Here is a 14,898-nt window from a genome sequence, read left to right as displayed (position 1 = left end):
GGAGTGCGGTCTATTTGTTAGTCAAAATATCGAGTTAATGAATGGAACTTGATACTGCACTAGAATTTACCGATTCTCTAGTTTTTGCACATACGGGCAAATATCTCAGTGATTTGCAACGATCTGTATTCCGTGCGTCGTGGCCCCTGAAAACCCAGAGCTATGACCAGATTGCTGAAACTTACGGATATTCGCCTAACTACATCAAGCAAGATACGGGTCCCAAGTTGTGGAAGTTGCTGTCAGAGGTTTTAGGGGAAAAGGTCAGTAAAACGAATTTCAAGTCTGCGATCGAACGGCGCTGGCATTTAAGTTCAGCGAGTACTGCCCAGCCCGCTCCTCTACCAATTCAAGATAGCAAGCCCCCAGTCCCTTCCGAAACCAAACGTTCCAGCTTGCGCCAGGATTGGGGAGAAGTGGTGGACGTGTCCGTTTTTTATGGACGCACTGAAGAATCTGCCCAGCTCCAGGAATGGATTGTCAAAGATAACTGTCGATTGGTTGCTGTTTTAGGCATGGGTGGGATTGGTAAAACTGCCCTATCGATCAAGCTGGCACAACAAGTTCAAGATCAATTTGAACGAATTATCTGGCGATCGCTGCGAGACGCGCCATCGGTTGAAGATGTTCTGTCTGACTTACTGCAATTTTTGAGCCAAAGTGAGCAAACTGATTTGCCAGAGGATACCGCCAGTCGAGTGGTGCGGCTGGTTCAAGAGTTACGCATGACGCGCTGTTTGGTCATTCTAGATAATGCCGAATCCGTTTTACAGAGCGGCGACTGTGTCGGGCAGTACCAGGCAGGCTATGAAGGGTATGGAGAACTGCTCCATCATCTTGGTGCGGATCTGCACCAAAGCTGCGTGATGGTAACGAGTCGGGAAAAGCATAAGGAAATTGCTTTATTAGAAGGGGAAACCCTACCGGTTCGTTCACTCCAGCTAAAGGGCTTAAACGTTGAGGAAGGGCAAGCCATTTGTAAACTCAAGGGCAGCCTGATGGGTGCGGCGGCGGAATGGCAACGCTTAGTAGAACGCTACGACGGCAATCCCCTGGCATTGAAGATTGTTTCGACGACGATTCAAGAGTTATTCGATAGTGATATTTCGGAATTCTTGCACCAGGGAACCTTCGTTTTTGATGATCTGGGCGAATTGTTGGATCAACAGTTCAATCGCCTCTCAGAGTTAGAGCAGACCATTTTGTATTGGCTTGCGATCAAGCGGGAGCCAGCCTCACTCGCGGGGGTAGAGGATAGTATTGTGTCGCCCTTATCGAAGCGGGAACTGATGGAGGCGGTTAAGTCTCTGGGGCGGCGATCGCTGCTGGAGAAATATGGGGCGAGTTTTTCCTTACAACCTGTGGTGATGGAGTACATTACTGATCGCCTGATTCAGCACATTTGTGCCGAGGTTTCTACGGGGCAGCTTGCCTTGTTCCAAAGTCATGCCTTGATCGAAGCGCAAGCCAAGGAATACCTGAGAAATATTCAAACCAGCTTTATCCTGAAACCGATTGGCGATCGACTCCTGTCTAGCTTGAAAAAGAATGCCGTCACCCAACTCAAGCAAATCCTCACCGCCTTACGAGATGACTCAACCCTGGAACCGGGGTACGCCGGTGGTAATGCCATCAATCTCCTTTGCTTGTGGGAAACGGATTTAAGCGGTGAAGATTTTTCCCATCTCACCATCTGGCAGGCATATCTGCAAAACGTCAACCTGCACCAGGTCAATTTTACTGGCGCAGATTTAGCCAGATCCGTGTTTGCTCAGCGGTTAACCAGTATTGGGTCGGTTGCATTTAGCCCAAACGGTGAATTACTGGCGACCGGGGATGCCAGTGGAGAAATTCGGCTGTGGCAGGTTGCCGATGGCAAACAACTAATCACCTGTAGGGGACATTCTGGCTGGGTGCGTTCCGTGGTTTTTAGCCCCGATGGGGCAACCCTGGCAAGTGCCAGTAGCGACCAGACAATTCGGCTGTGGGATGTCAGCAGTGGAAACTGCTTAAAAGAACTACGGGAGCATTCGAGTTGGGTCCGTTCTGTCACCTTTAGCCCCGATGGGACAACCCTGGCGAGTGGCAGTGGAGACAAAACAATTAAACTGTGGAATGCTCAGACGGGGGAATGCCTCAAAACCCTTGAGGGACATAGCCATTGGGTCTGGTCTGTGACATTTAGCCCGGATGGACAATGGCTGGCAAGCGGCAGCGAAGATAAAACAATTAAACTGTGGGATGCTCAGACGGGTGAGTGTGTGAACAGTTTGCAGGGACATACCCTCTGGGTTCGTTCTGTCGTCTTCAGCCCCGATGGTCAAACGCTCGCCAGTGGCGGCGGGGACAACACTATTAAGCTTTGGGATCGGGCGACAGGGGAATGTCTCCAGACGTTTGAGGGCCACAGCCATCGAGTTCGTTCTGTCGTCTTCAGTCCGCAAGGGGATATTTTGGCAAGCGGCAGCGGTGATTATACGGTCAAGTTATGGGATATCAGTACGGGGCAATGCTTGAAAACCCTGTATGGGCATAGCAATCGCCTGGAGTCGATCGCCTTCAGTCCCGATGGAGTGACCCTTGCCAGTGTGGGGGAAGACCGCACCATGCGGCTGTGGGATACCACTACCGGACAATGCCTCAGAACCTTGCAGGGGTATGCAACCTGGGTGCAGTCCGTGGCGTTCAGTCCGGATGGTGCCACCTTAGCCAGTGGCAGCGAGGATCATCAGGTAAGGTTGTGGGACGTGGATAGCGGGGAATGCCGCAGGACGTTGAAGGGGCACCAGGGCTGGGTTTGTTCAGTTGCCTTCAGTCCTGATGGAATGACCTTAGCCAGTGGCAGCAGCGACTACAAGATTAAGTTGTGGAATGTCTATACGGGGCAATGCATCCGAACCTTGCAGGGGAATCGCTGGATTCGGGCGATCGCCTTCAGCCCGAATGGTGACACCCTTGCCAGTGGCAGCGGCGACCATCTCTTAAAGCTATGGGATGTGCAAACAGGAGCCTGCTTAAAAACCTTTTCCGGGCATACGGGGTGGGTTTGGGCGATCGCCTTCAGTTCCGACGGGCAAACCTTAGCCAGTGGCAGCTACGACAAAACCATCAGACTATGGCATGCCAGTAGCGGCGAATGCCTCAACATTTTGTCTGGTCACGCCAGTTGGGTCCAGACCGTTGCCTTCAGTTCCGTTGACGTTATGCCGTTCTCCTCTGGAGACGCTACGCGAAGCAGGGGGCAGATCTTAGCCAGTGGCAGTTGTGACAATACCATCAAGCTATGGGATGCGCAAACAGGAGAGTGCCTTAAAACCCTATCTGGGCATACAAGCTGGATTCAGACCGTCGCCTTCAGTCCAGATGGGCAGATCTTAGCCAGTGGCAGTTGTGACAATACCATCAAGCTATGGGATGTGCAAACAGGAGAGTGCCGACAGACTTTCCAGGGACATCTCAGTTGGATCTGGTCGGTTGCCTATGCGCCAGACGCAAGCTTCGCCAACCAACCAACCAACCAACTTTTAGCCAGCGGATCTCAAGACGAAACCATCAAACTTTGGGATCTGAAGACAGGTCATTGCCTTAAAACCCTGATTGCTAGAAGACCCTACGAAGGGATGAATATTACAGATGTGAGAGGGCTGACGGATGCTCAAAAAGCGACCTTGAAAGCGTTAGGTGCCGTTGAGTACTAAGCTTTCTGGTTCAGTTTTGGTTTACGCCAGAGTCGGATACCAATTAACCCGATGCCAACTAAGGAAGCCAGAACTGTTGAAGGTTCAGGCACGGCTGCTACAGTAGCTTGATTTGAACTGAACTTGACTAAAACCAGAGAGGTCGGAGTCGTAAAAGAGCGGGAAAGGCTACCCTGAATTGAGGCAGAGGCAAAAGCTTGATTGTCCCCTAAGAAATTATCCAGAGATGTCTGGTTGAAATTGAAGGTGATCCCAGCACTCTGGTTCACGGTCAGCGCATTGCTGGTACCGGATGTTCCTAAATTACCGGCGATCGCTAAAAAATCCAGGAGAGTCAAATTGTTGGGGTCAGAGGCATCATATAAGCCGAGATTGATGTTGCCGATCGCAGTAGCCGTCTCAATTTCGGGCCGATCAATTGCGGTATTTAAATTAAATGCCGTATTGAAATCAAACGAAAATGTTTCTCCACTGTCCATCTGAAAGCTGTAGCCAATCACTTGCGCAACACTCTCCGCCAGCCCAGAGTAGTTCTCACCACTGCCACTCACCACACTTGAAGAAAACCCATTCGCCTGCGAGTTCAACTGATTGAATTGATCGGTCAAAAACGTTGCATTTGCGTTCGCATTACTGGTAACCGTGCCACCAGGAGCGAGGGATTCTGTATTGGCACCCTGAAGCGCCTGAACATCTAGCGGCAACTTGCTAAAGTTATTGACTGTAAAGGTTCCCTCAGAACTGGACAACGTAAATGCCCAACCTGGAATTGCCAACAGAACACTTGTGCCAAGCGATGTGGCAAGGGAGACAACAATCCGAGGGACACAGAAACGATTGATCATAAACACCTCAACAGTTTTCAATGAATTCAGCCTTTCTTCACTGTTTCCTTAGCATCTGTCACCCGCGCCGTTGCTGATTCTGGGGATGAATTTGGAATTGGATGAGTAGCAACAACGTTTCCATTCATCCTGCCAATCAGCAGTACCGTCACCGGCTGTAGAGTCTACTGTGGCTGTGAAGTCGTCGCACTATTTTGATTGAATTCCAGCACAGCCGGTTTCTTTTTAACCTGTGCTTCTAACGGACGCACTTTTTCAACCAGTTTAACAAACTGGGTATAATCAGGCACTTTAGCACTGGGAAGATAGCCTGCATCTTCCACAATACTTGCCGTTGCCTGACTCATGGCTTTCTTAATTTGTTCCTGATTGTTGATATCGACCGTGGGTGCCACTAAAACTACGCCAACAGGAACAGGGCGGCTCCTGTGCAAAACTCGAAACTTTGTCGTCCCAAACTGGTTGCGATATTGCTGAAACTCCTGTTCAGATAAAGCTCCAACATCAACAACACCCTGGCTGAGCCACTCCAGAATAGTTGCTGGCGTGGGTGAGAAGCGGATTTCCTTGAGCGTTAAGCCATACAGATCATAGAGGGGCAAATAATATCCAGCAGCAGAACCGGGTTGTCCCAGGGCAATGACTTTGTTTGCCAGATCGGGAATGCCTTGTAGGGGACTGTCATCTCGGACGAGCAGCACCGATCGCAAGTTGTTCAACCCTTGTAGCGGAAAAATCGGAGTATATTGATTTTTGCCAATGGCGATCGCGGCTAAACCCGGAGGCGCAAACACGACCGACCAGTTTTTGCTATTAATCTGTTGAACCGCTTGCAGTTCATTCAGTGCAGGTTCAAGTTCAATAATTTTGTGAGTCTGCTTTCCCAGGTATTCCTTAAAGTTTTCATACTTATCTAGCGACTGGGCACCTGCATCATAACTAACGATGCCAACAATCCATCTTTCGACAGGAACTGAATTATTTTGACTACAGCTCGAAAACCCTAATGCAACTAACAGAAAGGACTGGGCGAGAAGGAAACGACGTAAACGCAAAGGTAACCGCATATCTTTATTGGCAAAAAATCACAGAACTGTACTTCATGCAACTGAGAACCGCCCGGTTGTTAGCTTCAGCAGATTAAAAGGTTTGGCTAGGGATACAGATTGGGAATTAAGGTCTGATAGGTTCTCTGACACTCTAATTTCCACTTCTACTGAGCTTACCTGTCAGTTTAATGGTGTTGTCAACTTAAGACAGACTCCGTTCAAAAAAATATATCATCCAACACAGGCTGCTAAACCTTCTTAAATACGGTTTGAAAATAGCACCTCAACTTTCCTGAACTCTTCTGAACTCCCCTCATGTTTTCAAAGCATTTAAGCGAATTGAACTCCTGGATTTACCTCAGCTTTCCTAGATTGTGGTTAGCCTGAACCCTGCCTATATGATCGGCTCCAGAATTCCTAGTGCATGGAATTTTCCTCATGTCTACTTGGATATTTAAGATTTATTTTGTGTTAGCCCAACCTCACAAGTTCCTCACACCTCTCAATCAATATGATTTTTAGGTACTCTCTCAAGATCCTAATTCATCAGAAACCCAGAAAACTCTAAGAGAATAAGGGAGGTTTTACTATGCAAGCCCGAAGTGAGACTACTTCTCCTGAGCGTGAAGGTGAAAATATGCATCCAGCATTTCAAGCTTTTGTGGATGTTAGGGGGCGACCAGCAATTTTTCTGCTCATGCCTAATGAGGAATTAACTTGGAAACATGCATTTGCAATTCGTTCTGTTTTAAAGAATAGGTACTTTGAAGATCTTGATTTAGTTGTTCATTCCTTTGGTGGCTTGAGCGATGCAGCCTATCTCATTATTCAAATATTGCGATTGCACACTAAGAAAATAAATGCCTGTGTACCTCTATTTGCAAAGAGTGCAGCAACTCTTCTGTGTATTGGTGCAGATAACATTGTGTTAGATGAATTGGCTCAACTTGGACCTCTCGATCCCCAAATTTATATAGGTGAAGGAGAGCGTACATCTGCACTAAATGCTTTCAAAAATCTCGAAGAGCTAACAACATTTTCAAAGGATACTCTACATGATGTTGCTAAGATGCTGGCTCAATCGACGGAGCTAATTGTGGATGACTGTATTAAACATGCAATAAATTTTGTTCAGGTTGTGAGTGGACCTCTTTTCACCAAGCTTGACTTGAAGAAACTGGGTGACTATAGCCGTGCATTGTCTGTAAGCAAAGAATACAGTAAGCGTCTTTTGCAGCATTTTGATAATTGGAGTCCGGAAAAAACAAGGGATGTAATTCAAAAACTGGTTTACGGCTATCCATCACATGGCTACGTGATTGATTACTATGAGCTAAAAGCCTTAGGTTTACAAGTTGATTTGTTTTCGGAGCAAGAAAGAATTGTGGTTGAAGATCTATTTCATCACTGCTTGACTGACGAAGAGATAGAAACTAGTCCCCAGACAACAATTAAGCTTTTAGAACCTTCTACTATCTCTAATACTCAGACAATATCAGCAGATATAATACCTATTGATTCACCTGTTTTGCTGACACCAAATACTCAGAATAACTCACAAATATCATCTTTAACCAATGTGTAGCAAACAGATCTGAGGAGTGATTTACTCCATTGTCTTTGTCCAAAAAATAGAGATAGGGAGGATGACTATAATTACTTTAATCTTAAGGCGGCATAACAATCCTGCTGGAGCGGACTGGAAGGAGATCTTGGATGGATCGCAAAGGCTGCTTGCAGCCGCTCAGCAGGAACGTTAGCTTGCCTTAATCCCTGGCTAGGGCAGGTATGCCGAACTTGTCTGTCGTGTTTCACGCTCCCAATCGAGTTTTCTAAACAATATTGTGTTTCAGGATACAGATTTGCAAGTCTTGAAAGAAAATGAGTTTTTGCCATGAAACTCAGCCACACAATTTACAGTGTGAGTCATATCGAGTTAAGACACCCTCTTTTTTGTAAAAAAACATACAAAAACCGCCTCATTTGTTTTTTGGATTCTGCATGTAAGATAAAGACTCTATTCTCTATTGGGATTAAAATCATGACTTTTCAATATGCAGATCGAGCTTTCTTAGGTTTTCAAGACTACATTGATCACTATGCAAAAGGATCAGTCTTTAGTTCAGACTCGACACCTTTGTATGCTCATCCTGTGGATTCATGGATTCTCCGAACTCTAAACGCTACTCCAGTCAAAGCAGTTATTAATAAAGCTATTGAAGCGTATACTAGTTTCCAATTTGGGCATGATCTCACTAGCAGCATTTTTATTGACCAAAAATCATTTCCCGAACTGTTTAAGGTTTTATCTCATTGTTCGAGGACTTTAGGCATCCCAATACCTCATGCAGTTGCCCGCAACGATATTGCTTTATTCAATGCATATACTGCTGGTACTGACGAATATGCGTTCATTAATATTTCAACCGGATTATGCCAGTTCTACACGCAAGAAGAGGCTTGCTTTGTAATTGGTCATGAATGCGGACATATTGCTTCTGGTCACATGGTATACCATACTCTAGTAACAGTCCTCACTGAAGCGACTCTAGGAGGACTTGGTTTTTTAGGCGGAATATTAAGGGCAACAGCGGGGCTTCCACTGATGGCATGGTCACGTCGCTCTGAGATCACAGCCGACCGAGCAGGATTGCTCTGTTGTAATGATATTAAAGTTGCTGAAAGAGCTTTGTTACGTCTGGTATCGGGCATCGCAGATGTAGATCGTGTTGATCTTGAAGACTATCTCCGAAAAGCTAAAGAAGTAAGAAAATATCATCAGCTATCGGAGTTGCACGAGTTTTTTAGCAGCCACCCAGAGATTCCTAAGCGTATTGAAGCTTTAAGGCTCTTTTCAAGCTCTGAACTTTACTATGCTCTCTCTGGAAAACCAAGACCAGCAGGGAAAGTTCTTTTGAATCAAGATGAATTGAATCGGCAAGTCAATAACATTGTTAAACCCTAACTACTTGGAGTGAAGCTCATGCCTACTTCTGTAGCAGCAAAGTCCGATGACAATATCCTAAGTTTATTACAGGAAATTGAATCTATTGCCAATTTTCTAGAGGATCTAGAAACATGCGATTTGCTTAAAACCATAAAACACCAGATTGGCAAATCCAAATTACAACTCTTAGTAGTTGGCTCTTCGGGTACAGGACGCTTCTCTGTTACTAATTCTCTTTTAGAGCAACCTGTTTTTTTACCGCCATCTTCAATACCACGAGCAGCAGTGAGTATAGATATTAGTCACGGAGAAACATTGAGTATAGAGGCTGATTATAGCGATAGAAATGGAGCCTCAATCCCTTTTGAGGAATTAAAATCTTTTTTAATCAACAAAAGTAAAGAAACTAGTGATTGCACAAGAATCAACATTAAAGCTAACTTTAAAATTCTGAAAAACTGCAATCTTCATATTGAAGATATCGGCGTTGAAAGATCAGTTATTGACTGGAAAGAACTACTATTTAGATCTGATTACGTGTTTTTGATTTTAAGATCAACAGCACTATTGGCTGAGCGCGAACGGCAGTTTATTAAGGAGATTTTGCAACCAAACTTTGGGTTGGAAAGAGTAACGATTGTCCTAAATCACATCGATCTAGTGCCTGATGATGAGCGTTCATCAATATCTGAATTGGTCAGAACTTTTCTGGGAACCTTTGAAAGCCAGCCTTTGTTATTGGAATTCTCTGCAATTCAAGCTCGAAAAGCGATGGAAGTGGGTAATCCCTTGTCCGATAGCAACTATTCAACCTTACATAACCTGATTCAATCTGATCTAATTGAAAGGCAACCTTCACTGAAAGCCTCTGCCATACAGCAAGCAATAGAGATATGTCTTCAACACATAGCAGCAAGAGCTAATAGCCAGAAAGCTATTCTCTTAGTTAGCGAGACAGACATCCGAAAAGCATTAAACAAAATTGAGCAGCAGAATCATTGGATTCAGAAGCGAATTCAAAGCTCTCACAACAAGATAGAACTATATTTGAATACATTACTTAAGGAAGAACTGTTCCAAGACATTGAAGGTTTTAGTCGAGCGCTGCAAAAACAGATTTCCAAAGAAGTTGTGCCTATGGAAAATGTTACGTTCATCAAAAAACATTTACCTGGATACCTTGAGGCTGTATGGGGAGAGTTCTTTCAATCACAACTGCTTGAAATCAAGAATAAACTTTTGAATGAGGTTAAACAGATTAGATCTACAGTTGAAGAGGATTTGAAAGCACTAATCATAGATGAGGAAATTGATTTTTCAAATTTGCTGGATGAATTTAATGTGCTCCCAGCTAGTTTAAGCAATTTCCTAATGCCTAAAAGAAGTAAGAATCAAGTAGGTCTAGTAGCTACAGGATTACAGTTAAGTGGATTCCTTCTACTGATTACTAATTTACCACTAGGTCTTGGTGCGATCGGCTCCGGGCAGATTATCCGCATTCTTAATAAAAAAGGTATGGATGCAGCGGATAAGCAGGCAATTCTCAACTCAGTTGATGAGGCAATTCTAGATTTAGAAAATTTCATCAAACAACAAATTCAGTCTGAATTTACAGAACTCACCGATAAATTAAAAGTAGAGACAACAAATTTATATAATACGGGAATTGTAAGGGTCCGTTCAGTCCTAGAACAATCTTTAGAATCATATCAAGAGATAAAAGCTAATGAAAAAAAAATAGAGCATTTACTAAATGTTACGATTCCTGCTTTGAGAGAGGGCTTAGCCGCGATGCAATAAACAAAGCCGATACAAAATCTTCAATTGGTAATGAATTTAATTGATGACTATTAAGCAGTTTATAAGGAGATATTGTCATGACTTCTCAGCAAGCCTCGACCAACAACCCTGTCTCTTCCGAATTGCAGCAGGATCACGGCACTCAAGGGTACAATCGCATTAAAGCCAAGATTTCTACTCTTGCTTCTGTTTTAGAAGATAGTGCTGTTCTTATAGGCAGTAAACAAAGCAGTACAGTTAATCTAAAGCTCGGTGGAGTATTCAATCAATCTGGCTTAAACCTCTTAAATGAGTCAGAAAATTTGTCTAAGTATGCTCATGACATACGTCAAGGCATTTTTAAGGTAATTGTTCTTGGCGAGTTTAAACAGGGCAAGAGTACTCTGCTTAATGCAATTCTTGGTACTAAAACTCTACCTGCAAAAGCAACTCCTACAACTGCTATTATTACTGTTTTAGTTTATGGCAGTAGCAAGAATGTACTGATCTATGAAACAGGAAAAGACACACCTCGAAACTTATCCTGGGATGATTTTACACAAGAATTTAAACTAACAATACAAGACATCGAACTTCTTGATAAAGAAGGTTATTTAGATAGGTTTAAAGATATCGAGTATGCGCTAATAGAATGCTCAAACACTTTATGCGAGAATGGGGTCAGGTTGATTGATTCGCCAGGATTAGGAGAACAAGCAAGCCGCACAAAACTCTCTACAGGCTATTTGGAAAAATCTCAAGCTGTAATTTTTGTGCTTAATGCCACTCAAATCCTGGGAGATAAAGAAGTAGAATTTATTGAAACCAAATTAGGCTCAGGTCGCCTTGAAAACGTTTTCTTTGTTGTTAATTATATCAACCGCATTGAAGATGAGGAAGGCGTTGATGAAGTAAAAGACTGGGTATGTATTAAACTTAGACATCATTTTTTTGATAAGAATGGTCAATTTGACGAAGATCTTTATAAAAGGCGGGTCTTTTTCGTTAATGCCAAGGGAGCCTTAGATGCAAAAATCTCTGGTTCTGAAGCTACGACTCAACTAAATGACTCTGGAGTTCCTGCCTTAGAGAAGGAATTAGAGATTTTTTTGACTAGTGATGCTAAAGATGCTGTTGCATTGGAAGAAACTCTAAAAAAACTACATGGAATCATTCAGACTTCTCGTGATGCAATTGATGACGAGAAAATAAGGGTGGAACAACCGATTGCTTTACTAGAGAAGAATCGGATGCTAGCCGAAGAGAAACTGAAAGAATTAGAAAATGAAAAGCTAAAAATTGAAACAACAATAAGTCGTTTTGGTGAAGTCATTGGAGGCAAACTATTCGGAAACCTAATGCTTTTTGTAAATGAATTGAAAGATACATGGGATACTGACTCCAAAACTCTCATGAATATTGATGAAGTTGGTTTTTGGACTATTTTAAAATCTAGCGTTTCTGGTGGAGCCAAAGAGAAAATTAAAACTGTCATTGAGCGAGAGGTTGACAAATATCTTCAAGAAAAGCTACGCCAATGGGCTGAACAAATTCCAACCTTGATTCAAGAAGATACTGAAAGGATGAAAGCTGAGCTAGAGATCAAACTTGAGGACTTTCAGAAGGGATTAGCTCAGGTAAATAGTATATTCTCGACCGGAAAGCTTTTAGGGAGTTATGAGTTAGATACTGAAAAAGGTAAATTTAGCAAAGCTGTTCAAGGCTTTGTGAATGTCCTTTTCCTCGATCCAAGCGGTTTGACAGGTACTCTTATGGGTGGAGGCAATTGGGGTAGTTTTCTCATGAGGAGTTTGACCGATCTCTTCATTTTCGGTGTGGTTTCTTCAATCGCAACTCCTATCGTTGGGTTTATTGTGTATGCCATTCTTGAGTTAATTCACATGGGCATTCAACAAAGTAGCTTTAAGGATCGCTTATTGAATACAATCGGGGAGAAGGTTCATGCCACCTTGCCCACTGAAATGGCAAAACAACAAGATGCCATCCGTCAAAAGGTTCAGCAACAATTCAACTCCAGTGCAAGGCATCTTACTGATAAGCTACAAGCGGAAATCGATCAGATCAGAACAAGACAGCACCAACTAATTGAGGAAATGCGGCAGGAGAGTTTTTCTGCTGAGCAGGAAAAGATGCGTCTAGACGCCATCTCGCGCAAGCTGGCTGAACTTTTTTACATTGCTGGTCAAGCTTCTGGGAAAACTCCTGCTGAGGTCGCTAAGCTCTTAGGAGATGAAATCTCTTTTACGCAAATACAAGTAAATGTCTAGGAGAATTTGAAAGATGAATTCTCCATACAATTCTCTTGCACCAGGTTCTTATCTAAGTTCTTTAGATACTTACTTTGTTGACTTACCTGATAATGGAATACCAAAGGAAGCGAAGGAACTTATTCAACCTGTTTTGGAATTTCGTACAGTTCTTCAAAGAGAGAAAATACATATTACTCTTTTAGGAGTTTTTAAGGCAGGAAAATCAACCTTTCTTAATGCTTTGCTCGGTTCTAGAGTCGTCCCATCAAGAGTCAATCGTGCTACAGGCGTTGTTACTAAGATTAGCTACGCTTCTCAACCATCAGCAACTATTTCTTTAAAGACTTCAAATGGTGATTTTTCTGAGCAAGAAATCGCCTTCAGCAATCTAGATAAATATATTTTACTTGACCTTTCAGAAGGCAGCTCAGAGCCTCCAGAGGGAATTGAAGAAGTTAGAATAAAGTTTCCCTTTTTCTTCTGTAACCAATGCTGTGTATTTGTTGATACTCCAGGTTTGGAAGATACTTCGCTTCTAAATGCAAGAACTTATCAGGAGGTTGAAAAATCAGATTTAGTTATTATGATCTTACTGGCTGATAAGTTGTTATCGGAAGTTGAAAAGGAAGCTGCAAGAGAAATTCATGAGCTCCTTGATGGCAATATTGTTTTTGTCATAAACCGCTTAGGTTTAACCGAACAAGAAGATAGAGATGTACTTTTTGAATGGGCAGAAGCAACTCTTGTAGGGTTAGAGAATCCTCTCGTTGATCGCTTATGTCTTTTTACGGCAGATGCGAAAACCACCTTAGAAGCAAGAGCAGATAACTTACTTGACGAGAACTATTTTGGAGATCTTATTGCATTTCAGCGATGGTTGGAAGTGCTGCTTAATACACCAGCTTGTGAGAAGATGGCAATTATTTCTAGATTAGGGATTTTGAATAATCATCTATTCAAGGCTCGTTCAATATTAAATACGCAACTTGCTGAACTAGAACCTAATGTTCAGTTCTTAAAGCAAGAACAAGAGAGAACTTATGTTAAAGAGCTAGCTAGCCTAAGAAACCAAGTTGCAGAAGATCGCTTACATGTTAGTCAAGTGTATAGTGAGATTTATAAGTTAGGAGACTCTTTTATTAATGATTGTGTTCAAAATGCCAAACAAATAATGAACACCTCTTCCGATTGGTCAACCAATCTGAAAAACTGCTTTTCTAAAGCAATCTCAGACTATGCTCGGCAGGTACACCAAAAAGTTAAAATTGCTGTAATTCAAACGCCTGTGGAGATTCCCGATTTCACTATCAGTTCTTATAGCGTACCAATTCCAGAATTAGGTAATGCAACAGGGACTGGAGTAAAAGGTTGGTTTCGTAGAAACTTCTTAGAGGAGGATGCAAAGAAAAGAGCTGCCGACTCCATCGAACAGGCATCTCGTGGAATGTTGGCAATACTCTATGCGAAGGCAAGTCAGTATGTTGAAGAGGTTGATCGGCTCCTTGCCTCTTATAGCGATTCATATACCCCCTCTATTTACAATCTAGATTATCAAACAGCACAGCAGCTTCTACAAGGTTACGGTGCTCTAGTTGATTGGTGTGAACAATTTCAGAGTGGGATCAACAATATTAGGGAAAAAATTAAAGGAGAACTCAAGATGAGTTGGGAATCAGAATTTTCTGCACAATGGCAAACTTTTTGGGATATCCTTGAAAACCGTATTCGTCGAGAAATAGCAAGCAGTGGGTCGGTAGACTTAACGTGGCTCAACTCAGTCATTCAGTCTGAAGTAGACAAGTGGTCTATGAGTAGCCATTATAATGGAGCTTGGTTGCGAAACCTAAAGCGGGTAAATCCTTCACTAGGAGACAGTTTTCAAAGTACTATCGAGCAACTGCGATTAGACAAACTGGAAATTCCGGGCAACAAAGGATTTCTTCTATATATCCCTATAGTAATTGCTTTAGTTGTTCTCGTTGTTTTTATCCTGCGTTGGCAGGGTGTTGCTCTAACAGGTCAAGTTATTGGTGCAGGGGTAGTTTTCCTAGTTGCACTTCCTCTTTTAATTGCTCTTGAAGCTCGTCGGAGTAAACAGAAGGCAGAACTTTTGATCAAGATGGTGCAAGAAAATCTTGATCCTTTGAAACAAAAGTTGCTTGATGTTGTGATGAAAGCGGATCAACTGAGTAGTGAAAGTGTCTAAGTTTGGCAGTTTGTATTTTGTCCTAGATAGTTTTGAGGCAAAAACTAGACAAGTAAAAGTACAAGTACTAAACCGTTGCTGAGTCAACCAGGCAAGCTAACAAC

Annotated in this window: 8 protein-coding genes; 6 read left to right on the top strand and 2 right to left on the bottom strand. The window is 42.9% G+C overall.

Annotated features, from left to right (window positions below; all coding sequences use genetic code 11):
* The first annotated feature begins 41 nt into the window (after positions 1-41).
* On the top strand, positions 42-3,698 hold the full coding sequence (locus AC1S52_RS21505) for a WD40 repeat domain-containing protein (protein WP_482031088.1): 3,657 nt from the start codon (positions 42-44) through the stop codon (positions 3,696-3,698).
* Here the strand turns inward: AC1S52_RS21505 and AC1S52_RS21500 are convergent.
* On the bottom strand, positions 3,695-4,543 hold the full coding sequence (locus AC1S52_RS21500) for a PEP-CTERM sorting domain-containing protein (protein ID WP_482031087.1): 849 nt from the start codon (positions 4,541-4,543) through the stop codon (positions 3,695-3,697). The two genes, AC1S52_RS21505 and AC1S52_RS21500, sit on opposite strands and share 4 nt — an antisense overlap.
* A gap of 164 nt (positions 4,544-4,707) precedes the next feature.
* Complete coding sequence (locus AC1S52_RS21495) at positions 4,708-5,610, bottom strand: phosphate/phosphite/phosphonate ABC transporter substrate-binding protein (protein ID WP_482031086.1); 903 nt, start codon at positions 5,608-5,610, stop codon at positions 4,708-4,710.
* A gap of 571 nt (positions 5,611-6,181) precedes the next feature.
* Between AC1S52_RS21495 and AC1S52_RS21490 the strand changes: the two genes are divergently transcribed.
* From AC1S52_RS21490 to AC1S52_RS21470, 5 genes are all read left to right on the top strand, one after another.
* On the top strand, positions 6,182-7,177 hold the full coding sequence (locus AC1S52_RS21490) for an SDH family Clp fold serine proteinase (RefSeq protein WP_482030356.1): 996 nt from the start codon (positions 6,182-6,184) through the stop codon (positions 7,175-7,177).
* A gap of 309 nt (positions 7,178-7,486) precedes the next feature.
* Positions 7,487-8,557 (top strand): M48 family metallopeptidase, encoded by a 1,071-nt coding sequence (locus AC1S52_RS21485; RefSeq protein ID WP_482030355.1) that lies wholly within the window; start codon positions 7,487-7,489, stop codon positions 8,555-8,557.
* 18 nt (positions 8,558-8,575) lie between these two features.
* Complete coding sequence (locus AC1S52_RS21480; protein ID WP_482030354.1) at positions 8,576-10,339, top strand: hypothetical protein; 1,764 nt, start codon at positions 8,576-8,578, stop codon at positions 10,337-10,339.
* A gap of 77 nt (positions 10,340-10,416) precedes the next feature.
* Positions 10,417-12,606, top strand: a complete 2,190-nt coding sequence (locus AC1S52_RS21475) for a dynamin family protein (protein ID WP_482030353.1) — start codon at positions 10,417-10,419, stop codon at positions 12,604-12,606.
* Positions 12,607-12,619: 13 nt separating this feature from the next.
* Positions 12,620-14,794 carry a dynamin family protein gene (locus AC1S52_RS21470; RefSeq protein ID WP_482030352.1) on the top strand — a complete coding sequence of 725 codons (2,175 nt, stop codon included), beginning with the start codon at positions 12,620-12,622 and terminating at the stop codon, positions 14,792-14,794.
* Positions 14,795-14,898 lie beyond the last annotated feature (104 nt).

Source organism: Kovacikia sp. CALU 1929, from assembly GCF_056784235.1.
The sequence above is the reverse complement of the archived record's forward strand: the minus strand, read 5'-3'. Positions and strand labels throughout refer to the sequence as shown.